General features: G+C 40.3%; 23 protein-coding genes and 1 pseudogene. 4 read left to right on the top strand and 20 right to left on the bottom strand.

Annotated elements, in window-relative coordinates:
* Position 1: 1 nt before the first annotated feature.
* The 15 genes from prfB to D8844_RS01085 form a co-directional block, all read right to left on the bottom strand.
* A protein-coding gene (gene prfB, locus D8844_RS01005) for a peptide chain release factor 2 (protein ID WP_096753628.1) occupies positions 2-1,097 on the bottom strand; the annotation gives its coding sequence in 2 pieces (ribosomal slippage) (positions 2-1,024 and positions 1,026-1,097; 1,095 coding nt in all).
* A 110-nt stretch (positions 1,098-1,207) separates the two neighbouring features.
* The gene (locus D8844_RS01015; RefSeq protein ID WP_000268643.1) at positions 1,208-1,864 is read right to left on the bottom strand and encodes a CBS domain-containing protein; all 657 of its coding nucleotides are present in this window, start codon (positions 1,862-1,864) and stop codon (positions 1,208-1,210) included.
* Between the two features lie 152 nt (positions 1,865-2,016).
* Positions 2,017-3,444: a cytosine permease gene (locus tag D8844_RS01020; RefSeq protein WP_125421203.1), complete on the bottom strand. Its 1,428-nt coding sequence runs from the start codon at positions 3,442-3,444 to the stop codon at positions 2,017-2,019.
* A gap of 1 nt (position 3,445) precedes the next feature.
* Positions 3,446-3,631, bottom strand: coding sequence for a hypothetical protein (locus D8844_RS01025; protein ID WP_000859104.1), 186 nt, complete (start codon positions 3,629-3,631; stop codon positions 3,446-3,448).
* A 1-nt stretch (position 3,632) separates the two neighbouring features.
* Positions 3,633-5,411: a phosphotransferase gene (locus D8844_RS01030; protein ID WP_125421206.1), complete on the bottom strand. Its 1,779-nt coding sequence runs from the start codon at positions 5,409-5,411 to the stop codon at positions 3,633-3,635.
* A gap of 355 nt (positions 5,412-5,766) precedes the next feature.
* A complete protein-coding gene (locus D8844_RS01035; protein ID WP_125421209.1) occupies positions 5,767-6,477 on the bottom strand; it encodes an ABC transporter ATP-binding protein in 711 nt (236 codons plus the stop codon).
* Positions 6,477-7,241: an ABC transporter ATP-binding protein gene (locus D8844_RS01040; RefSeq protein WP_001186013.1), complete on the bottom strand. Its 765-nt coding sequence runs from the start codon at positions 7,239-7,241 to the stop codon at positions 6,477-6,479. Before D8844_RS01040 ends, D8844_RS01035 begins: the two co-directional genes overlap by 1 nt.
* Complete coding sequence (locus D8844_RS01045) at positions 7,241-8,197, bottom strand: branched-chain amino acid ABC transporter permease (protein ID WP_000856262.1); 957 nt, start codon at positions 8,195-8,197, stop codon at positions 7,241-7,243. Before D8844_RS01045 ends, D8844_RS01040 begins: the two co-directional genes overlap by 1 nt.
* Before the next feature lie 3 nt (positions 8,198-8,200).
* Positions 8,201-9,070 (bottom strand): branched-chain amino acid ABC transporter permease, encoded by an 870-nt coding sequence (locus tag D8844_RS01050; RefSeq protein ID WP_000941413.1) that lies wholly within the window; start codon positions 9,068-9,070, stop codon positions 8,201-8,203.
* Between the two features lie 119 nt (positions 9,071-9,189).
* Positions 9,190-10,350, bottom strand: coding sequence for an ABC transporter substrate-binding protein (locus tag D8844_RS01055; protein WP_125391165.1), 1,161 nt, complete (start codon positions 10,348-10,350; stop codon positions 9,190-9,192).
* Between the two features lie 88 nt (positions 10,351-10,438).
* On the bottom strand, positions 10,439-10,708 hold the full coding sequence (locus D8844_RS01060) for a YlbG family protein (RefSeq protein ID WP_042902526.1): 270 nt from the start codon (positions 10,706-10,708) through the stop codon (positions 10,439-10,441).
* A gap of 78 nt (positions 10,709-10,786) precedes the next feature.
* Entirely contained in the window at positions 10,787-11,377 is a 591-nt protein-coding gene (gene clpP / locus D8844_RS01070; RefSeq protein ID WP_000613467.1) for an ATP-dependent Clp protease proteolytic subunit ClpP, read from the bottom strand.
* 173 nt (positions 11,378-11,550) lie between these two features.
* Positions 11,551-12,180 (bottom strand): uracil phosphoribosyltransferase, encoded by a 630-nt coding sequence (upp, locus tag D8844_RS01075; RefSeq protein ID WP_000515974.1) that lies wholly within the window; start codon positions 12,178-12,180, stop codon positions 11,551-11,553.
* Between the two features lie 88 nt (positions 12,181-12,268).
* The gene (locus D8844_RS01080; RefSeq protein ID WP_000136993.1) at positions 12,269-12,736 is read right to left on the bottom strand and encodes a deoxycytidylate deaminase; all 468 of its coding nucleotides are present in this window, start codon (positions 12,734-12,736) and stop codon (positions 12,269-12,271) included.
* 18 nt (positions 12,737-12,754) lie between these two features.
* Complete coding sequence (locus tag D8844_RS01085) at positions 12,755-13,312, bottom strand: TetR/AcrR family transcriptional regulator (protein ID WP_000003897.1); 558 nt, start codon at positions 13,310-13,312, stop codon at positions 12,755-12,757.
* A gap of 124 nt (positions 13,313-13,436) precedes the next feature.
* Here D8844_RS01085 and D8844_RS01090 point away from each other — a divergent pair, with 124 nt between their 5' ends.
* The 3 genes from D8844_RS01090 to D8844_RS01100 are packed head-to-tail and all read left to right on the top strand — an operon-like array spanning position 13,437 to position 15,990.
* Positions 13,437-14,282 carry a DegV family protein gene (locus D8844_RS01090; protein ID WP_125421212.1) on the top strand — a complete coding sequence of 282 codons (846 nt, stop codon included), beginning with the start codon at positions 13,437-13,439 and terminating at the stop codon, positions 14,280-14,282.
* A 57-nt stretch (positions 14,283-14,339) separates the two neighbouring features.
* The gene (aao, locus tag D8844_RS01095) at positions 14,340-15,515 is read left to right on the top strand and encodes an aminoacetone oxidase (RefSeq protein ID WP_125421215.1); all 1,176 of its coding nucleotides are present in this window, start codon (positions 14,340-14,342) and stop codon (positions 15,513-15,515) included.
* 19 nt (positions 15,516-15,534) lie between these two features.
* Positions 15,535-15,990 carry an 8-oxo-dGTP diphosphatase gene (locus D8844_RS01100; RefSeq protein WP_049490320.1) on the top strand — a complete coding sequence of 152 codons (456 nt, stop codon included), beginning with the start codon at positions 15,535-15,537 and terminating at the stop codon, positions 15,988-15,990.
* Between the two features lie 28 nt (positions 15,991-16,018).
* Here D8844_RS01100 and D8844_RS01105 read toward each other — a convergent pair whose 3' ends face one another.
* Complete coding sequence (locus D8844_RS01105; protein WP_049490321.1) at positions 16,019-16,759, bottom strand: MerR family transcriptional regulator; 741 nt, start codon at positions 16,757-16,759, stop codon at positions 16,019-16,021.
* A gap of 252 nt (positions 16,760-17,011) precedes the next feature.
* Between D8844_RS01105 and D8844_RS01115 the strand changes: the two genes are divergently transcribed.
* Positions 17,012-18,352, top strand: coding sequence for a sodium-dependent transporter (locus D8844_RS01115; RefSeq protein ID WP_002882569.1), 1,341 nt, complete (start codon positions 17,012-17,014; stop codon positions 18,350-18,352).
* A gap of 45 nt (positions 18,353-18,397) precedes the next feature.
* Here the strand turns inward: D8844_RS01115 and manA are convergent, their stop codons facing one another.
* The 4 genes and pseudogenes from manA to D8844_RS01140 all read right to left on the bottom strand — a co-directional run bounded on the left by manA (position 18,398) and on the right by D8844_RS01140 (position 21,022).
* Entirely contained in the window at positions 18,398-19,342 is a 945-nt protein-coding gene (gene manA / locus D8844_RS01120; protein ID WP_001294269.1) for a mannose-6-phosphate isomerase, class I, read from the bottom strand.
* A gap of 256 nt (positions 19,343-19,598) precedes the next feature.
* Positions 19,599-19,859 carry a SemiSWEET family transporter gene (locus D8844_RS01125; protein WP_001291473.1) on the bottom strand — a complete coding sequence of 87 codons (261 nt, stop codon included), beginning with the start codon at positions 19,857-19,859 and terminating at the stop codon, positions 19,599-19,601.
* 218 nt (positions 19,860-20,077) lie between these two features.
* Positions 20,078-20,158 (bottom strand): annotated as a pseudogene (locus D8844_RS01130) (VOC family protein); the annotation flags it as partial.
* A 228-nt stretch (positions 20,159-20,386) separates the two neighbouring features.
* A complete protein-coding gene (locus tag D8844_RS01140; protein WP_125421217.1) occupies positions 20,387-21,022 on the bottom strand; it encodes an ATP-binding cassette domain-containing protein in 636 nt (211 codons plus the stop codon).

The following is a 21,022-nucleotide window of genomic DNA, read 5'->3' on the forward strand; positions in this document are numbered from 1 at the left end:
CTTAGCTGATTCGCCACTTGAGGTAGGCATCGATAAAACCATCAAGGTCTCCATCCATCACCTTATCTACCTGAGCAACTTCAAAGCTTGTACGGTGATCTTTTACCATAGTATAAGGCGTGAAAACATATGAACGGATTTGGCTTCCCCATGTGATTTCTTTTTTCTCACCTTTAAGGGAATCAACTTCCGCAGCTTTCTTTTCTTGCTCCATTTGATAGAGCTTAGCCTGCAACATCTTCATGGCACGATCTCTATTTCCATACTGGGTACGATCGACCGTTGATTGGACGACAGTTCCCGTAGGAATGTGTGTCAAACGCACACCTGTTGAAACCTTATTGACGTTCTGTCCACCAGCGCCACCTGAACGGAAGGTATCCATTTTGATATCATCTTCACGAATCTCCACTTCGATGGTATCATCCAACTCAGGCATAACCTCTACGGATGTAAATGAAGTATGGCGACGTTTGGCAGAGTCAAATGGCGAAATACGGACCAAACGGTGAACACCCATTTCTGATTTAAGTAGGCCGTATGCATTGGGTCCTTCAAAAGACAAGGTCACAGATTTGATACCTGCTTCATCACCAGCCTGGTAATCCAAGACTTCTACTTTAAAGCCTTTGGCATTTCCATAACGAGTATACATACGAAGCAACATATCGCCCCAATCCTGTGCCTCAGTACCACCAGATCCTGGATGGATTTCCAAGATTGCATTATTATGGTCATAAGGTTCTGACAAGAGAAGGGTCATCTCGTAGCTGGTCATCATCTTATCCAGTTCTGTCAACTGTTCGACCAGTTCATCATGGACTGACTCGTCTTCTGCTAAAAAGTCCAATAAAATCTCAACTTCATCCTGCAACTCTTCCATTTTACGGAAGGTGTTGTAGGTGTTTTTTAATTCATTTAATTCTTGCGACGTTTTTTGGGCCGCGATATTATCGTTCCAAAAATCAGGTTCTGTCATCTTGTTTTCCAAGATGGCAATCTCTTCCTCTAATCCTTCGAGGTCAAAGAGACCCCCTAAAAGAAGCTAATTTTTCACGATTTGCGTCAATTTTTTGACGAATTTCTGAAATGTCCATAGATACTCCTTTTCATATCGTTTTATTATACCATAATCTCTCATTTCTTTCCATATTTTGCTTTTCACCGCTTTTGATGGCAGAAGAAAAGAGGCTCTAAAGCCTCTTGTTTAAAGGACTTTAGCAGAGGTATGAGTGATCTCCTCCACTTGAATTCCTTCTTTTTCAAACTTATCCTTTAATGCAGTCAAATCGATTTTTCCATCAATTTGAACTTCGATAACGACCTTGCCATCCTTACGTGGAATGTTAACAGTATGGGAAATATTTAAATCCTCTTCTACAATTAGAGCTACAATTTTTCCCAGCACTCCTACTTCATTTTCTGTAATGAAACGAACGCGAATCCCCTCTTCTCCGTATCCAGCGATTTCCAAGAAAGCCTGAAAAACATCGCGATCTGTAATGACACCGTAGACCTGATGATTGTCTACGACTGGTAATATCCCAATTTTATTTTTTAGCATCAGGTAGGTCGCATCTTCTAAACTAGCATAGCCAGAAACCGTCACGACATCTCGAATCATTACATCTTTTACTTTGGTTTTATTCAGAAGATAATTCATCTCATAGATAGAGAGACTGGTTGCTTTAGATGGGCTGGCTTCCGCAATGGTTCCTTCTGTTACCAATCCGACTAATTGATCGTTTTCGATAACAGGTAAACGGTGCAAGCCTTGCTCGCGCATCAAATCTGCTGCATGTGCTACAGTCGTATCTGGACTGATATAAACTACCTTACGGGTCATGAAATCTTTAACTGCCATGAGACTTCTCCTTCTATATTGCTACTTTTATTATACACTTTCTTAGAAAATCTATCAAACGCTTTCATCTCTTTTTCAAGATTTTGAATAATCTGAGAAGTTTGCATAAAAAGCCAGTGTAATTTAAAAGGGAACCGAAGTCCCCTCTATTCTTAAATCGTAACAGTGTCTCGATCTTTTATCATATAACGTTTCAGTGGGCTAAGACTGGCTAGCAAATATAGTAGACCGCCAAATAGCGCAGTAAATCCGCTACCAGTTGTGATTAAAAAGATTGGACTTTGAATTTGTGCAGTTACAGGGTTGTAGACAAAAAGTACCGCTACCAATAAGGAGATAAATACGCAAGACAAGCCAACTAAGTTAAATCCTTTAGTAAACTCGTAGGCGTCATGCCCTTCAAGGAAATAGGCTGAACGCAAGTCGAGTTTTCGTTTTCTTAAGATAAAATAGTCGACAACAATCATACCAATAATTGGCCCCTGAATATAGGCAGCTAGGGAGATGAAGGATCCGAAATACTCTTCTACTCCTCCCCAGATAGTGAGTAGACTCACGTAAACCATGGCAATCCAAACCATTAGTTTATAGCTTACTTTGGGCATCCCGCTTTTGACAATCATACAGTTCACATACGATCCTGTTCCCTGGGTTCCAATATTGGCAAAGGCTACTAGTAGTAGACTTAAGAGGGCAAAGGCTGGGGTGCTTAGAGTTGATAGCATGGTTGTTGGATCACTTTCATACACACCTGTTTTGACAAACATGGCTAGAGCCATGACTCCACCTGTCGCAACGAAGAATGGAGCCACAACTCCGTATGATAAGGCTGTAGCCCAATAACCACTGCGTTCTGATTTTGCTAAACGCGGTAACACCAATGCCTGTGTAGACCAAGAGAAAGCAAAGGCAACATTTCCTTCTCCAGAGAGCATGAAGCGTTCTAATGGCGTTAAATCTCCTTGAGTGGCAGGCTGGATATTCATAATATCCGTTATAGGAACGGCGACAAAGCAGATTCCAACGATAATCAGACCGACAATCAACAAGGCGATAACCAAGAAGCGATTGGTCCATTTAATCACTTCTGGGCCTCCAAGAGCAATGAGAGTCCCAAGCAGTACACAGAGGGTACCAAGAATAGGCGCCCATACTCCCTTGTCCAAACCAAGACCAAAGTTATTTGCCAAATGGATCATGGAACTAGCAAAAAGATTGGCCGCAACAGCATACCATCCAAAGTTAGCCAAGCTAATAATGGTTGATAACAGGGCTACACCTCTTTTTCCTAGAACGGCTCTCAACCAAATCCACAAATCAATTCCATACTTAACCGCAAACAAAATAGGGAGACATTCAATAAAGACCCAGATAATGTTAAAGCTAAAAATATTTATCAACATTTGATTAAAGGTCAAATATTGAGCTACATAGGCTCCTTGGGTATAACACCAAGTAGCAATGGCAAAACCACTTGTCGATAGAAAGAGATCCCAGAAAGAATACTGACGATCCTTATTGGTCATGGGAACAATTCCGGTTATGGTTTCTTGTTGGATATAGTCATTCATTTTAGACATGTTATTGAATTCCTCCCGTCATTGCTAAGATAATCAAAACAAGGTTGATTAGGACTATGGAGATGATTAAAATGAAATCACTTTTTAGGAAGGGTTGAACAAACTCGTAGTTTGGTGACTCCATTTCTTCCAATCTTCTCTTTGTTTCAGTTGCTACTAATTCTTCAATTTCAGATGTCGTTTTCATCTTAGTTTTCCTCCAAATACAAATCAAGAGCTAGTTGTCCATATTGTTTGGTATAGCGATACCAGATGTAGAGAAATTCACCAACTGGTTTTCCGACACTCTCCTGGAACAAAGCCCATAAGAACCAATAATATGAGGTCACTGCTACATAAGCCAAATAGTGACGTTTGGTTTTCTTATCTGGTACTTCTTGCAAATACAATTCCAGTACTTTTTCAGCATCCTCTACGGTATAATTGGAACACGCGATAAAGGTGCCCAAATCTCCTGCTGGCTCTCCCATTCCAGAATATTCCCAATCAATCAAGCTCATTTCACCTGCTTCATTCAACAAGAAATTAGGACTATAGGAATCTCCATGACAAAGGACAACCTGTTTGGGATCATTCTGTAAATAATTTTTGAGAAGTGAAACAGTTTCATCCAATTCCTCGAGGCCATCAAATTCAAATCGATTTCTAGCCTTCAATTTTTCTCTAAAATCATCAATTCCCTCAAATTGGTCAAAGGAATGTTCCGTTTTTTCTCCAGATTGGTGTAACCGTCTCAAGAGGTCCATTGCTTGTGCCACATCATCCCAATTATCATAATCCAGTTGCTTAGCATTAGGAATAAATTCTGAAATTTTCCAGCCCTCATCTTTGTTCATAGCTACAAAGGTACGGTCAATCTTTAATTTTGCAGCAATTTCCATAGAAGCTGCTTCACTAGCTCGGTCGATATAATTTTCTGTTCCCCTACCCGGATGACGGTAAACATATCTTTTCCCTAGACAGTCAAATGAAAATGATGTGTTGGTTAATCCATCTTTTAGTGGTTTGATATTGACAATATCTGAAGCCACACACTTTAATGTCTTACAGATATTATCAATAATGGCCGAATCTGCATTTACCAAATAACGTTCATCAAATTGACGTAGTTCATCTAGTGAATCAAATTCTTTAACAATATCCGCTGAATAGTGGCGCGCTTCTAAAAGGAGTTCTTTGACATGGCGACCATAGTAATCCTCCCAAAGCTGTTCCCGATAAGGTTCGTGTTTAAACTCGGTTTCTAAAACTTCCTTGAATTTCTCGCTGAATGCGCGGTCGAAATAAACGTGCCCCACCATGGCCCAAGTATTTTCTCCACCAATCTGGATATCAATAATCGTGTGATTCGAATCCTCTATAGCACAATATTCGTCCGTTTGACCTTCTGCAAATATCGTCGAGTAATAACCTCTATAAATATATTGCTCAAACGGATTTTCCACAAAATAATTATCCGATGAACAAATATACGTGTTGGAAAGTTGATTTTTAACCAACATGAGAGATGAACAGTTATTGTATTTGTAGTAATCATTATTCACTACAATTTTTACACCAAACTTCTCTGCAAGATAGAACATTTTTTCTTGAAGATAGCCTACAATAACGGTTATATCTTCTATTCCTGCTTCTTGCAGTTGTCTAATTTCCCTCTCTATCAAGCGTTCCCCCTTGACTTGAAGCAATCCTTTAGGAATTTCATAAGACAAAGGAGCAAAACGACTACTCATGCCAGCAGCCATTATAATGGCATTTTCTACTCGATAGGGTTCTAAAACTTTTTGGCCCAGTTCGGTTAAGTGAAGCTCCTCATCAACCCACTTCTCTTCTTTCAGTTTTTTCAATAATGTGTTAATTGTTCCTAAAGATAGGTCTAACTCTTCAGCTAACTGTCTCTGAGTAAAGGTCTTTTCTTTATGTATCAACATAAAACGCAAAAGTTTAAATTGTTTCTCTGTTAGCATTTCTCAGTCCTCCTGTTCAATTTTTTCTTACTCATATTATAATATGAACAAAAATGACTGTCAATTCAAATAGGGAAACAATGAGTAAAAATTATGACCTTCTTCCCTTTCCTCAAAAACATAAACATAAAAGAGCTCCTTATTCTGGAGCCCTGAAATATTTTATATTTTTGATAAGTAGTCGTATTAGGTGTCGCTTGGCTGCAATCCTTATCCGCCAACTAAAAAGGGCCCCCAGACTATATAGAGAGAGATTGCGTGCGCAATCCTTATCCGCCGACTAAAACAATCCACTGGATTGGATAATTACTTACGTAATCCTTATCTGCCGACTAAAAAGGTCCACTGGACCTTTTTAGCCACCTAGATATGCTTTTCTGACTTCATCTGATGCTGCGAGTTCTTTTCCTGTTCCTGATAGGACAATCTTTCCTGTTTCAAGTACATAACCTCGGTCAGAGATAGCGAGGGCCTTGTTAGCGTTCTGTTCAATTAGGAGAACTGTTGTTCCTTGCTTCTGAATATCTTGAATGATATCAAAAATTTCCTGGATAAAGATTGGGGCAAGTCCCATTGACGGCTCATCCAAGAGAAGGAGCTTAGGTGTAGACATGAGAGCGCGTCCCATAGCCAGCATCTGCTGTTCACCACCTGAAAGAGTTGCCGCATCTTGGTTTTTACGCTCTTCAAGACGTGGGAAGCGTGAGAAAACTTTTTTCAAGTTAGCTTGATTTTCTTCACGATTTTTCTTTAAAAAGGCTCCCATTTCCAAGTTTTCCATAACAGTCAAACCTGGGAAAACATGGCGTCCCTCAGGAACTTGTGAAAGGCCACCTGCTACGATTTTTTGCGCTGGAAACTTTTGAATTTCTTTTCCCAAAAACTCAATTTTACCAGCACTTGGACGAACCAAACCTGAAAGGGTACGAAGAATGGTTGTTTTACCAGCACCATTGGCACCGATAAGAGAAACAACTTCACCTTCATTAACCTCGAAACTTACATCACGAACTGCTTGGATCATACCGTAATGCACAGAGAGGTTTTCAACTTTTAACATAGACATTAGGCTTCACCTCCTAGATAAGCTTCGATAACGCGTTTGTCGTTCTTGATCTCATCCGGAGTCCCATGAGCGATCAACCGACCATATTCAAGAACATAGATACGCTCAGTGACTTCCATAACCAAATTCATGTCGTGTTCGATGAGCATGATGGTAATTTTAAATTCATCTTTGATACGACGGATCAATTCTGTCAATTCAGCTGTTTCTTGAGGATTCATCCCAGCTGCAGGTTCATCCAAAAAGAGGATTTTAGGTTCTGTTGCCAGAGCACGAACGATTTCCAATCGACGTTGTTGGCCATAGGCTAGATTCTTGGCAAGAGTATCTGCGTCACCATCCAAATCAAAAATCTTCAGCAAGTCCAAAGCTTTGCTTTTTAATTCTTCCTCATTCTTATAAAAAGCTGGTAAACGTAGAAAGCTTGCAAGGACATGTTGTTTATGATGATTGCTAAACGCAATCAAAACATTTTCCAAAACTGTCAGGTCCTTGAACAAACGAATATTTTGGAAAGTACGACTGAGTCCAAGTGAAGCAATCTTATAGGGAGTTTTCCCATTTAGGAGGTGACCATCTAGTGTCACAGTACCTTCGCTTGGTTCATAAACACCAGTCAAGAGATTGAAAAGGGTTGTTTTACCAGCCCCGTTTGGTCCAATCAGACCAACCAATTCTCCCTCGTTCAATTCAAGAGTGACATCTCCAACAGCTGTTAGACCGCCAAAATGTTTGGTTAACTGTTTAACTTCAAGTAATGCCATTAGTTTTGTCCCTCCTTCTTCGATTTTTTAAAGAAACGTGATAGACTCAATTCCCATGTCCCAAGAAGTCCACCTGGTCTGAAAATCATCACCAATACAAGAGCCAAGGCGTAGATGATCATACGTACGCTAGCTACATCTTGAAGGAGCATATTTAAAATTCCTAAAACAATCGCTGAAACGATGGTACCAGTAATCGATCCAAGTCCACCAAATACAACGATAATCAACACATTGATGGAATTAATAAAGGTGTAATCTTTTGGCACAACAGATCCGATAAAACCAGCCTGAAGTGAACCAGCAATACTTGCTGTAATGGCACCAAAGACAAAAGCGATAATCTTGATCTTTGTAGTGTTTACTCCAACGGATTCAGCAGCAATCTCATCCTCACGAACAGATAGAGTAGAGCGTCCAATTGGACTACGTAAGAAGTTGAGAGTTGCAATAGTTGTGATCACCACAAATAGATAAACCATTTGCCAGTTGGTAAAGTTTGGAATACCCAAGATACCAGCAGCACCGTTGGTCAAACTTCCACCATTAATGATAAAGATACGAATGATTTCTGAAACACCTAGTGTCGCAACAGCCAGGTAGTCACCCTTCAAACGGAGTGTTGGAATCCCAACGAGCAAAGCGACTGCACCAGAAATCAAGGCACCCAAGACCATTGCTCCAAAGAAGGCACCATAGGTTGGTGATTTTGAACCAATAATCGCTGCTGCATAAGCCCCAATCGCCATAAAACCCGCATGACCAAGTGAGAATTGTCCTGAAAAACCAACTATTAAGTTCAAGCCTACTGCAAGGATGATATTAATCCCAATTTGTTCTAAAATTTGGACATGGAATAGATTGAGAACACCAGCAGAAACCAGTACACTAATCAATCCATAACCCGCTAACAGAAGGAATAACCAGAGAATATTTACTTTAAGATTTGTCTTCATTGTTTACACCTTCTCTTTCACATTCTTACCAAGGATACCTGCAGGTCGAACAATCAGAATCAAAAGCAAGATTCCATACACGATAGCATCACGGAAATCAGACATACCGAAGGCAGTAGCAAAAGTTTCCAATAAGCCAATCACAAATCCCCCTAGAGCTGCACCAGGAATAATACCGATACCACCAAGAACGGCCGCAACGAATGATTTTAGACCTGGAGTCACACCCATCAAAGGTTCAAGAGAGTTGTAGTAAAGGGCAATGAGGACACCTGCCGCACCAGCAAGGGCTGAACCCAAAGCAAAGGTGAAACTGATTGTACGATTTACATTAATTCCCATCAATTGAGCAGCATCACTATCAACTGATACCGCACGCATGGCTTTCCCCATTTTTGTTTTTTGGACGATCAATTGTAGTAAAACCATCAAGAGGACAGAAACTGCTAAAATCATCAATTGAACGTTTGTCAAGCTAATTGGTCCCAAGTCAAAGCGGACTGTTTCAATTGCTTGAGGAAAGGCACGAGTATTGGCACCTACTAAATAAACCATTCCGTATTCCAGTAGGAAAGACACTCCGATGGCAGTAATCAATACAGCAATACGTGTAGAGTGTCGTAAAGGACGGTATGCAAGAAACTCAATCACAACACCAAGTAGTGCGGTTCCTGCCATTGAAATAATTAAAGCTAAAAAGAAATCCATTTGGAAAGAATTAATCAAAAAGTAACCAATAAAGGCACCCATCATGTAAATATCGCCATGGGCGAAGTTGATGAGTTTGATAATTCCATAAACCATGGTATAACCCAGAGCCAAAAGTGCATAAACACTACCCAGAATTAGACCATTCACAAGTTGTTGGAGCATAGCATTCACTCTTTTCTATCGTTATTTTTTAGAAAATTTCATTATTTTCACAAGTTCATAAACACCGAAACAGGGAGTGAGTCAAAGGCTCATTCCCCATTTCAATTACTATTCTAATGTTATGGTTTTACAACTTCTGCTTCTTCAACTTTACCATTGTTCATGGTCATCATGTAAGCAGTTTTCACTGTATTGTGGTCAGCATCAAAGCTTGTTTGACCAGTTACACCATCAAAATCTTTGGTTTTAGCAAGGTTGTCTTTGATCTCACCTGAGTTTTTAGCACCTTTTGCAGCATTTGCTACTAGGTAAACTGAGTCATAGGCCAAAGCTGAGAATGTTGAAGGCTCTTCGTTGTATTTAGCACGGTATGCTTCAAGGAAAGATTTAGCTTTTGCAGAAACATCAACAGTGGTTGAGAATCCAGAGATGAAGTAAATGTTTGATGCTCTTTCAGCAGTTGCTTGTTGAACAAATTCTTCACCGTTAAATCCATCACCACCAATGATTGGCTTATCAATTCCCATACCACGAGCTTGGTTTACAATTTTACCAGCTTCTGTGTAGTAACCTGGAACTACGATAGCGTCAAACTCTTTGTCTTTCATTTTAGTAAGGGCTGCTTGGAAGTCAGTATCACCTGCTACGAATGTTTCATCTGCTACAATCTCACCCTTGTAGGCTTCGCGGAAAGATTTAGCAATACCTTTTGCATAGTCACTAGCGTTGTCAGTATAAAGAACAACCTTCTTAGCATTCAATTTGTTTGTTACATAGTTAGAAATAATCTTCCCTTGGAAGCTATCTTGGAATGTTCCGATAAATAGGTAATCTTGACCTTTAGTCAAACCGTCTTGAGTAGCACTTGGTGAAATCAATGGTACTCCAGCTTTGGTAGCGTTAGCTACAGCTGCAGCAGTTGCACCAGATGTCGCAGGCCCTACAATAGCTGCTACTTTTGATTGGGTAACAAGGTTTGTTGTAACAGAAGCTGCTTCAGCAGTTTCAGACTTGTTGTCTTTGTCTACAACTTCGATTTGTTTTCCATCAATTCCACCTGCAGCGTTGATTTCGTCTACAGCAAGTTGGGCACCTTTTTGTTCAGCTGTACCGTAAGCTGCCACAGCACCTGTCTCTTCAAAGTTAAAACCGATTTTAATTGTTTTTTCGTCTACTGGATTTCCAGTTGTGTTTGACGCTCCTGACTTGACCTCTCCACAGGCAGCAAGAAGAGCCACACTAGCAAGAGCCACAAAAGATAGGGCAAATTTTTTCTTCATTTTTAATCTCCTTATAGTTGTTTCAAAAATTGTATGTTAAGAATATACCGAATTATCAGAAAATTGTCAATGTATTTGTTTAACTTTTTTAAATGATAACGTTTTCTTCAGTCCGATAGAGATTCCCAACGAAGGGAGTTTCTAGCTCTTGAATATGGCAACGTCTAATTTTCTTGATATATCTTTCCTTACCTAATCTCTCAACTAAGTCATCTAGCTCCTCAGTTGGAACATAGAGCTGCAAGTAACGATGTTTTTTGGAATGGTAACAGATATCACCGTATTCCTGAAGTTTTTTTGCATCTCGATTATAGTAGAGATAGATGATTAATCCTGATCGATTTGTTTTTTCAAACATGAGGAATCCTCTTTCTAAGAAATCTTCTCCTATTATATCAAAAAAAGCAAACTCCGTCGAGTTTGCTTTCTAGGTTGCTTAGCTTAAAGAATTGTTGGCCATAATTTCATCAATAAAGCCATACTCAAGTGTTTCTTGGGCACTCATCCAGTAATCACGTTCCGCATCTGCATGAATTTGCTCGACTGATTTACCAGAGTTATCTGCAAGGATTTGCTCCAAAGTCTTACGAGTTTTGAGCAAGTGCTCTGCAGCGATTGCCATATCTGTCTGTTGGGTACCACCACCTGTACCACCCATTGGTTGGTGAATCATGTACTCCGCATTTGGAAGCATGAAACGTTTGCCTTTTGCCCCACTTGATGCAATGACAGTCCCCATGGATGCAGCCATCCCCATAACGATTGTTTGGACATCTGCCTTGATAAAGTTCATGGTATCAACGATTGCCAAACCAGCTGAAACAGATCCTCCAGGGGTGTTGACATAAAGGTAAATATCTTTTGTGCTGTCTTGGGCATCCAAGAAGAGCAACTGAGCAATAACGGAGTTGGCCATGTTGTCTTCAACGGGACCTGTTAGCATGATGATGCGGTCTTTCAGAAGACGAGAGTAAATATCATAGGAACGTTCTCCACGGCTTGTTTGTTCAATAACTACAGGAATCATTCATTTCTCCTTTTAATGTTGAATTTTCTTAGTCTTACGACTCAATACAGAACTATTATATCTTCTTGGTCAAAAAAGGTCAAATTTTTGCTCTATTCTCTAAACAGAAACAAAAACTCAACCTCCTTTCAAGTCAAAAACGAACTTCTAGTTTCACTATTTACTTTGGGATTTTATTTAGTACCGAACAAGCGGTCTCCAGCATCTCCAAGACCTGGAACGATATAACCGTGTTCGTTCAAGCGTTCATCCAAGGCTGCTGTAAAGATTTCTACATCTGGATGTGCTTCTTGAAGGGCTTTCACTCCTTCTGGAGCAGATACTAGGCAGACAAACTTGATATTTGAAGCGCCACGTTTTTTAAGCGAATCTACTGCCAAGATTGCTGAGCCACCTGTTGCCAACATTGGATCAACGACAAAGATTTGACGTTGGTCAATATCCTCAGGCAATTTCACCAAATATTCAACTGGTTGAAGGGTTTCTTCATCACGGTACATACCGATATGACCAACTTTAGCTGCTGGAACCAAGCTCAAGAGGCCATCTACCATCCCGATACCTGCGCGCAAGATTGGGACAATCGCCAATTTTTTCCCAGCCAATTGTTTTTGAACGGTCTTTGTGATAGGTGTTTCGATTTCCACATCTTCAAGTGGAAGATCACGAAGTACTTCATATCCCATCAACATTGCAATCTCATCTACTAGCTCACGAAAAGCTTTTGTAGAAGTGTCTGTACGACGCAAGATAGACAATTTGTGTTGAATGAGTGGATGATTAATGACTTCAATTTTTCCCATTTTCTGAGTTCCTTCTTTCAATTTATTCTTCTTATTATATCAAAAAACGGTTTAAAAAGCTTCCTAAACTATTTATTTTAATTAATTTTTAAATCAAATCTGCCTCTTGAAGAGCTGCCTGAACAGTCTCTAATGGTAAATGGGTCAACTCGGTGCCTTTTTCTTGATAAAGGTACTGGGCATAGTCATCCATTCGGTACTGGTTGATATAAACCACGCGCTTGCAACCAACTTGTAGCAGTTGTTTGGTACAGTTCAGACAAGGGAAATGGGTCACATAGGCTGTAAATCCTCTGGGAACCCCTCGTTCAGCCCCTTGTAAGATGGCATTAACCTCGGCGTGAAGGGTTCGGACACAGTGACCTTCAATGACCAGACATTCGTGGTCAATACAGTGCTCCGTTCCTGATACGGAACCATTATAGCCTGTTGAAATGACTTTATTATCCTTGACTAGGACAGCCCCCACCTTGGCACGTTTGCAGGTCGAACGATTGGCAATCAGTAAAGCCTGGGCTGCAAAGTACTCATCCCAAGCCAGTCTTTTTTCTGTCATAAGTCTTCTCCTTATCCCCTATTTTTTGAAAAATGGCAAGCGTAAATCTGCAATCTTTTCAGCTGGAACCTTCATGCCATCCTTGATCCATTTGAGCAGAACCGATACGATGGCAGAACTCCAAAAGGAATGAAGGTAGCTACTAACGCCTTTTGATTTTCCGTGATATTTTTCTAGAAATTCCTGCATGGCTTGGACAAAAATCTTTTCCAAATGGTAGTCCAGAGCAAGTTGGATAACCTTGGCTTCTTTCTTAGCTGCGCGGAAAAGGTGTACCCAGACTAGATAAAGATCGGTTTTGACATCGTAGTGGCTCAACTGTTCCATAATGTTATGGACACTGCGTTTAAAAACACTTTCCAAAATCTCTTCTTTGGAGTCATAGTTACGATAGAAGGCAGCACGAGAGACACCCGCCCGTTTGACCAGCTCCGAAATGCTGATCTTAGCCAAGTCTTTTTTCTCTAGAAGCTGCAAAAGAGCCGTCTCGATTGCTTCTCTGGTTAAAAAATTGGATTCTTGATTTGATTTTCTGAGATTTTCAAGAGATTTTTCAGATATTTTACGTTCAGACATAACAATTTCTTTCTACTTGTGACAACAGAGAGGTGGTACTTTTGTTTCAAGGGCTTTCATGATATAATTGTAAAAAAAGACAGAACCTTTGTCAATGTATAAGTGACAAAGATGGAGAATTTCTATGACTTGGAAGATTGTAGCTGACTCTGGTTGTGATTATCGTCAACTGGCAACTCCTGCTATTGATACGGAATTTGTTAGTGTTCCTTTAACCATTCAAGTAGCTGATCAGGTCTTTATCGATGATGCCAATCTCGACATTAACCACATGATGGAAACCATGTATGCGACTTCTGAGGCTTCAAAATCAGCCTGTCCTAGCCCTGATGATTACTTACGTGCATTTGAAGGTGCTAAGCATATCTTTGTCGTTACCATTACTGGTACTCTTTCAGGTAGCCATAATAGTGCACAGCTCGCTAAGAATATCTATCTTGAAGAACATCCTGACACTCAGATTCATGTGATCGATACATTGTCTGCAGGTGGTGAGGTTGACTTGATTGTCGAGAAAATCAATAGTTTGATTGATCAAGGACTTTCTTATGAGGAAATTGTTGAAGCGATTACAGCCTACCAAGAAAAAACGAAGTTGCTTTTTGTCCTCGCTAAGGTCGATAACTTGGTCAAAAATGGCCGTTTGAGTAAGCTGATTGGTACTGTCGTTGGCCTCCTCAACATCCGTATGGTTGGGGAAGCAAGTGAAACTGGAACCCTAGAACTGCTCCAAAAAGCGCGTGGACCAAAAAAATCCCTTCAAGCAGCCTATGAAGAACTCATCAAGGCTGGCTACGCTGGTGGCCATATCGTCATGGCTCATCGTTGCAATGAAAAATTCTGTCAGCAATTGTCAGAACGCTTGCTGGAAACCTTCCCGCAAGCGGATATCAAAATCATTCCGACGTCTGGTCTCTGCAGTTTCTATGCAGAAGATGGCGGTTTGTTGATGGGATATGAAATCAACTAAGATTATGAGCAACAAGAGATGCCAAGCATCTCTTGTTTTTTGTGGTACAATAGAGCTATGAAACATTTTGATACTATTGTCATCGGTGGTGGACCTGCTGGCATGATGGCTACCATTTCCAGTAGCTTTTATGGTCAGAAAACTCTTCTCATCGAAAAAAATCGAAAACTTGGCAAAAAATTAGCTGGAACAGGCGGTGGTCGTTGTAATGTAACCAACAATGGAACTTTAGATGACCTAATGGCTGGCATCCCGGGAAATGGGCGTTTTCTTTACAGTGTCTTCTCCCAGTTTGATAACCATGATATCATCAACTTTTTTACGGAAAATGGTGTTAAACTCAAGGTCGAAGACCATGGACGCGTCTTTCCTGCTAGTGACAAGTCTCGGACTATTATCGAGGCGCTAGAAAAGAAAATCACTGAACTCGGTGGTCAAGTTGCTACTCAAACAGAAATTATTTCGGTTAAAAAGATAGACGACCAGTTTGTCCTTAAGTCCGCAGACCAAAGCTTCACTTGCGATAAACTCATTGTCACAACAGGTGGTAAATCCTATCCTTCCACTGGTTCGACTGGTTTCGGTCACGAGATTGCCCGCCATTTCAAACATACCATTACTGAGCTTGAAGCTGCTGAAAGCCCATTGTTGACTGATTTTCCACACAAAGCGCTTCAGGGGATTTCACTAGACGATGTGACCTTAAGCTATGGCAAGCATGTCATCACCCACGATCTGCTCTTTACTCACTTTGGTCTATCCGGTCCTGCTGCTCTGCGTATGTCTAGTTTTGTCAAGGGTGGAGAAGTTCTTTCACTGGATGTTTTGCCTCAACTTTCTGAGAGAGACTTGGCTGCATTTCTAGAAGATAATCGGGAAAAATCCTTGAAAAATGCTTTGAAAACTTTGCTTCCAGAACGCTTGGCAGAATTTTTTGTTCAAGAATATCCTGACAAAGTTAAACAGCTAACTGAAAAAGAACGCGAGCAACTACTCCAGTCTATCAAGGCTCTCAAAATCCCTGTGACTGGCAAAATGTCTCTTGCCAAGTCATTTGTCACCAAAGGCGGTGTCAGTCTCAAGGAAATCAATCCCAAAACTCTGGAAAGTAAGCTCGTTCCTGGTCTCCACTTTGCTGGCGAAGTCATAGATATCAATGCCCACACGGGTGGCTTCAACATCACTTCTGCCCTCTGCACCGGCTGGGTAGCAGGAAGTCTACATTATGATTAAATATCAAAGGTTGTAAAAAATGAATAGAAGAGAATCAGTTGAATTTGTCAACATGTGCTTGATTAAAAATGGGGACAAGGTTCTGGTCCAAGACAGAGTTAGCCCTGACTGGCCAGGCATTACTTTTCCTGGTGGTCATGTTGAACGTGGCGAATCCTTTGTCGATGCTGTCATTCGTGAAGTGAAAGAAGAAACTGGTCTGACCATTTCCAAACCCCAACTCTGTGGTATCAAAAACTGGTACGATGACAAGGATTATCGTTATGTCGTCCTTTTTTACAAGACAGAATACTTTACTGGTGAACTCCAGTCTTCAGACGAAGGGAAAGTTTGGTGGGAGGATTTTGACAATCTGTCTCATCTAAAACTTGCTACTGATGATATGTCTGATATGCTTCGTGTTTTTTTAGAAGAGAATCTCAGTGAATTCTTTTACTACAAAGACGGTGACGACTGGCTTTATGACTTGAAGTAAAAAATAGGCTAGGAAATTCCTAGCCTATTTATTCTGCATTTGTCTGGACGTAAGCCGATATGACATCTGATGTGTACTGGGCTGTTCCAGGTCCAAATTTGTCAATGTTTTCCTTAAACTCTGGGTTGTAGACGTAGCCTTTACCGATATGACCGAATACTTCAACGGAGCAGTCAAATCCATAAGTGCGAATGGCTTGCAAGAGCTTAGCTGCTTGCTCTTTGTTTTCAGCTGCTGTTGCAGCTAGCCCATTTTTAAGGTTATGAGCCAAAGCTTGAAAAACTTGGTTAAAGGCAGCCGTAGCCTCATCTTCACGACCCTTTTGGCGTTCGAGGGCCTGATCCATGACTTCTTGCCCATATTTCTCTACCGCTTCTTGGTGGTATTTTTGATTGTCTTGATAGCTAAATCCAGTGAATTTTTCCTCAATCGTCATTTTTCTTTCTCCTTTTTGTTCTTGAATGGTTTTTTGCAAGGTGGAAATCAAGGTATCCAGATGTTGCCTTTCTCGAGTTAGATAGTCCAACTGCCTGGTCAAATGGGGCAATAAATCTGTCCTTTCTTCCTTTAATAGCTCTGCTATTTTTTCTAAAGAAAAGCCTAGATATTTGTAGTAAAGAATGACCTGAAGGCGTTCCAAATCCTCTTGACTGTAAGTTCGATAGCCGTTTTCCGACTTTAAGGGGACCAAGAGTCCTATCTTGTCATAGTGGTGCAGGGTCTTGACAGAGACACCTGAAAGCTGCGCAGCTTCTTTTATATGGTACATGATTTCCTCCTTACATAGATAGTATAAACCCTCTCCTTAGGTCAGAGTCAAGTGTTTTTGCGAAAAATTTTTAACTTTTTGAGAAAGGTGTGAAAACTTGAAAATGGTTTTCTTGACAGACCTTAGAAAACATGATAGGATAGTCAAGTCTATCAATCAAACAGAAGGCTCGTAAAGAGCCATTGAGGGAAGGCTATTTGACAACTCAAGTAGCCTTTTCTTATTTTAAAAAACGAGATTGGAGTTTCAACTATGTCAGAAAAATCACAATGGGGATCGAAACTAGGCTTTATTCTAGCATCTGCTGGCTCAGCCATCGGGCTTGGTGCCGTTTGGAAGTTTCCCTATATGACTGCTGCTAATGGCGGAGGAGGCTTTTTGTTGGTCTTTCTCATTTCCACTATTTTAATCGGTTTCCCGCTCCTGCTTGCTGAATTTGCCCTTGGTCGTAGTGCTGGTGTTTCTGCTATCAAAACCTTTGGAAAACTGGGCAACAATAGCAAATACAATTTTATTGGTTGGATTGGTGCCTTTGCCCTCTTTATCCTCCTATCCTTTTACAGTGTCATTGGAGGATGGATTCTAGTCTATCTAGGCATTGAGTTTGGAAAATTGTTCCAACTTAGCGGAACGGGTGATTATGCTCAGTTATTTACTTCAATCATTTCAAATCCAGCCATTGCCCTAGGAGCTCAAGCTGCCTTTATCTTATTGAATATCTTTATTGTATCACGTGGGGTCCAAAAAGGGATCGAAAGAGCTTCGAAAGTCATGATGCCCCTGCTCTTTATCATTTTTGTCGTGATCATTGGGCGCTCTCTCAGTTTGCCAAATGCCATGGAAGGCGTTCTCTACTTCCTCAAACCAGACTTTTCAAAACTGACCAGTGCTGGTCTCCTCTATGCTCTGGGACAATCTTTCTTTGCCCTCTCACTAGGGGTTACAGCCATGCTGACCTATGCGTCTTACTTGGACAAAAAAACCAATCTGGTCCAGTCAGGGATCTCCATCGTAGCCATGAATATCTCGGTATCCATCATGGCAGGTTTAGCCATTTTCCCTGCTATGTCAGCCTTCAACATCCAGTCTGAAGGGGGACCTAGCTTGCTCTTTATCGTCTTACCTCAACTCTTTGACAAGATGCCCTTTGGAACCATTTTCTACATTCTTTTCCTCTTGCTCTTCCTCTTTGCGACGGTTACTTCTTCTGTCGTTATGCTGGAAATCAATGTGGGGAATATCACCAATCAGGACAACAGCAAGCGGGCTAAGTGGAGTGCCATTTTAGGAATCTTGACCTTTGTCTTTGGAATTCCTTCAGCCCTTTCTTACGGTGTTATGGCGGATGTTCACATTTTTGGGAAGACCTTCTTTGATGCTATGGACTTCTTGGTTTCCAACCTCCTCATGCCATTTGGGGCTCTCTGTCTGTCTCTTTTTACTGGCTATATCTTTAAAAAGGCCCTTGCCATGGAGGAACTGCATCTTGATGAAAGAGCATGGAAACAAGGACTTTTCCAAGTCTGGCTTTTCCTCCTTCGTTTCATCATTCCAATCATCATCATCGTGGTCTTTATCGCCCAATTTATGTAATCAAAAAGGACTTGAGTATCAATCTCAAGCCCTTTATTTTATGTTTTATGGATGGCTAACAATCAATTCCAAACCTTGCCCTTCCAAGGTCCAAGTTTCAACATCACTTGGTAGGATAAAGTGGCTCCCTTTTTGAATCGGATAGTTTTTTCCATCAACAGTGAGGTGACCTTGACCAGCTAAGACACTCAACAAGCTGTAGTCAACTGTCTTTTCAAAGTCAACTTTTCCAGTGATTTCCCACTTGTAAACGGCGAAGAAGTCATTAGACACCAGAAGAGTTGAACGCAAATCATCAGCTTTGATAGTTACAGGACGGCTATTGGCAGGCTCTCCAATGTTTAAAACATCGATAGATTTTTCAAGGTGAAGTTCACGCAAGTTACCCTTGTCATCCTTACGGTCAAAGTCATAGACACGATAGGTGGTATCGCTAGACTGCTGGGTTTCAAGAATCAAGATACCTGCTCCAATAGCGTGCATGGTTCCGCTTGGTACATAGAAGAAATCACCAGCCTTGACAGAGACTTTTGTTAATAGACCATCCCAGTCTTTAGCTTCGATTTGCTGGCGAAGTTCTTCTTTTGATTTGGCATTGTGGCCATAGATAATCTCTGATCCTTCATCTGCAGCGATGATATACCAGCATTCTGTTTTTCCAAGTTCGCCTTCATGCTCTAGTCCATAGGCATCGTCTGGGTGAACTTGGACACTGAGCCAGTCGTTGGCATCGAGAATCTTAGTCAAAAGCGGAAATACTGGTTCTGGACGGTTGCCAAACAATTCACGGTGTTCCGCATACAAAGTTGCTAGATCTATCCCCTCGTAGCGACCATTGGCTACCTTAGAAACTCCATTTGGATGAGCTGAGATAGCCCAGTATTCTCCGATTTTTTCACTTGGAATGTCGTAGCCAAACTCATCACGAAGTTTGGTGCCTCCCCAGATTTTTTCTTGCATAACTGATTTTAAAAATAATGGTTCTGACATCTTATTCTCCTGTCTGTTTTTCTCACTTCATTATAGCAAAAAGCCAGGTCTAATTGAACTCTTTTTTACATCTTATAAAGTAGAGAGAAGATTTTATAAAAATAGTAACGAAATAATCTTTTACTTTATGGAGGAACCTCTAAAGCAGCACTCAGATAGCTCGCTGTCAACGGCTGTTTTCCTCAACTCTCATTAGACTTCCTTTACTTGAGAATCTATTTTTATGTACAAAAAAAGACTGAAACTAGTCTTATTTTTAAATCAAAGCTGTGATAGCCGTTACTAGGCCAAAAACGATACCTGGCGCATTAGCAGCCGCAAGGGGAATATCTCTTTCTTTCTTGAAAAGACCGTAATAAACCCATAGACTACAGTTGATGGCTGCGACTAAGGGTTGGATGAAGTTGCCTTTTTGACCAGCCAAGTTGTTCATGATTTGTGGGAAGTAAGAGACATACATCATAACGGACATGAAGGTCGCTACCCAACCCAAAATTTTCATTTGTTTTTCAGACATTTTCAAAACCTCTTTCATTTTTTATGAATCATATTTTATAATCTTTTTTCAAAACAATCAAGACTTTGAAGCTTTTGTTATGAAGATGTAAACTATCATAATCTTATGATAAGAAAGAGGAAACAGAAAAAGACCGGATTGCTCCGATCTTTCAATAGTTCATATTCTCACGTTCTGTATTAAGAATAATTATGGTTAGCTTCAAATGATTAAGCGACCTATTTCATACGATAAAAATCAATCACTAAACCAGCAGGGCCTTTAACTAGTAGCGATTCCGTTCCCCAATCAGGTTGAACATTAAAACTATCATACAGTCATTCATAAAAACAGTATCTTTTAATCCTTTTCTTCACGAACATAATTGTAGATAGTAATACATACAGATAAAAAACTAAAAAGACAGATCATCTGTATGATGATTTTTACAGGTTGACGAAGTAAACCAAACTGAGTTAGGATAACAAAAAGAGAGGAGCCCGCTATCATTACCTGAAAAAAGATAAGCGTCAAACTAAATCGATTTTTCATTTCTGCTCCTTTCTTACCACTATCACTTCATCTAAACGCTCATAAACGCTTTTATCATGAGTCGCAATGATAATAATACGTTTTTCATTTTGTAACCCAAGAATCAAATCAATAATCTCTCGGCTATTTTTTTCATCCAACGAAGCCGTAGGTTCATCCGCAAGTACAATTGGAGAATCCTTTAGCATGACTTTAGCTATGGCAACACGTTGGGCTTCCCCACCAGATAAAGAATAAATTTTCCGATTCAAATCGAGCTGGAGATGAACCTTTTTTAATGCTTCACACATTTGTTCCACTTTATCTTTTCTGGAAAGTTTCTTGTCAATAAAAGCCAATTCCAAATTATCTTTAATACTCCTGTTTTCAATTAATCCATAATTTTGAAAAAGATAGCTAACAAAATCTTTAAAATAAGTTTTTTCCTTTATCTTTCTAAGGTCAATGCCATTTATTTCTACTGTACCATTTTGAGCTGTTTCTAGCTTTCCAATGATATTTAACAAAGTTGTCTTACCAGCACCTGATTCTCCTATCAAGGCATAAGATTTCCCCTCACAAAACTGATAAGAGTAATCACGAAGAACAACATGCCCATCAAATGTCTTTTGAATATCTCTTAACTCAATCAT

Origin of the sequence: Streptococcus oralis (assembly GCF_003942875.1) — a bacterium.
GTDB lineage: Bacteria > Bacillota > Bacilli > Lactobacillales > Streptococcaceae > Streptococcus > Streptococcus oralis_BX.

What these genes read in the sequence shown, in the direction of transcription:
- D8844_RS01035 (WP_125421209.1), bottom strand. Translation starts at nt 6,477, where the DNA reads ATGTCTATGTTAAAAGTTGAAAACCTCTCTGTGCATTACGGTATGATC.
- D8844_RS01015 (WP_000268643.1), bottom strand. Translation starts at nt 1,864, where the DNA reads ATGGCAGTTAAAGATTTCATGACCCGTAAGGTAGTTTATATCAGTCCA.
- manA (WP_001294269.1), bottom strand. Translation starts at nt 19,342, where the DNA reads ATGTCAGAACCATTATTTTTAAAATCAGTTATGCAAGAAAAAATCTGG.
- D8844_RS01115 (WP_002882569.1), top strand. Translation starts at nt 17,012, where the DNA reads ATGTCAGAAAAATCACAATGGGGATCGAAACTAGGCTTTATTCTAGCA.
- D8844_RS01025 (WP_000859104.1), bottom strand. Translation starts at nt 3,631, where the DNA reads ATGAAAACGACATCTGAAATTGAAGAATTAGTAGCAACTGAAACAAAG.
- D8844_RS01055 (WP_125391165.1), bottom strand. Translation starts at nt 10,350, where the DNA reads ATGAAGAAAAAATTTGCCCTATCTTTTGTGGCTCTTGCTAGTGTGGCT.
- D8844_RS01085 (WP_000003897.1), bottom strand. Translation starts at nt 13,312, where the DNA reads ATGTCTGAACGTAAAATATCTGAAAAATCTCTTGAAAATCTCAGAAAA.
- D8844_RS01020 (WP_125421203.1), bottom strand. Translation starts at nt 3,444, where the DNA reads ATGTCTAAAATGAATGACTATATCCAACAAGAAACCATAACCGGAATT.
- clpP (WP_000613467.1), bottom strand. Translation starts at nt 11,377, where the DNA reads ATGATTCCTGTAGTTATTGAACAAACAAGCCGTGGAGAACGTTCCTAT.
- D8844_RS01050 (WP_000941413.1), bottom strand. Translation starts at nt 9,070, where the DNA reads ATGCTCCAACAACTTGTGAATGGTCTAATTCTGGGTAGTGTTTATGCA.
- D8844_RS01125 (WP_001291473.1), bottom strand. Translation starts at nt 19,859, where the DNA reads ATGTCTGAAAAACAAATGAAAATTTTGGGTTGGGTAGCGACCTTCATG.
- D8844_RS01140 (WP_125421217.1), bottom strand. Translation starts at nt 21,022, where the DNA reads ATGATTGAGTTAAGAGATATTCAAAAGACATTTGATGGGCATGTTGTT.
- D8844_RS01040 (WP_001186013.1), bottom strand. Translation starts at nt 7,241, where the DNA reads ATGGCATTACTTGAAGTTAAACAGTTAACCAAACATTTTGGCGGTCTA.
- upp (WP_000515974.1), bottom strand. Translation starts at nt 12,180, where the DNA reads ATGGGAAAAATTGAAGTCATTAATCATCCACTCATTCAACACAAATTG.
- D8844_RS01100 (WP_049490320.1), top strand. Translation starts at nt 15,535, where the DNA reads ATGAATAGAAGAGAATCAGTTGAATTTGTCAACATGTGCTTGATTAAA.
- D8844_RS01060 (WP_042902526.1), bottom strand. Translation starts at nt 10,708, where the DNA reads ATGTTTGAAAAAACAAATCGATCAGGATTAATCATCTATCTCTACTAT.
- D8844_RS01080 (WP_000136993.1), bottom strand. Translation starts at nt 12,736, where the DNA reads ATGACAGAAAAAAGACTGGCTTGGGATGAGTACTTTGCAGCCCAGGCT.
- D8844_RS01105 (WP_049490321.1), bottom strand. Translation starts at nt 16,759, where the DNA reads ATGTACCATATAAAAGAAGCTGCGCAGCTTTCAGGTGTCTCTGTCAAG.
- D8844_RS01090 (WP_125421212.1), top strand. Translation starts at nt 13,437, where the DNA reads ATGACTTGGAAGATTGTAGCTGACTCTGGTTGTGATTATCGTCAACTG.
- aao (WP_125421215.1), top strand. Translation starts at nt 14,340, where the DNA reads ATGAAACATTTTGATACTATTGTCATCGGTGGTGGACCTGCTGGCATG.
- D8844_RS01030 (WP_125421206.1), bottom strand. Translation starts at nt 5,411, where the DNA reads ATGCTAACAGAGAAACAATTTAAACTTTTGCGTTTTATGTTGATACAT.
- D8844_RS01045 (WP_000856262.1), bottom strand. Translation starts at nt 8,197, where the DNA reads ATGAAGACAAATCTTAAAGTAAATATTCTCTGGTTATTCCTTCTGTTA.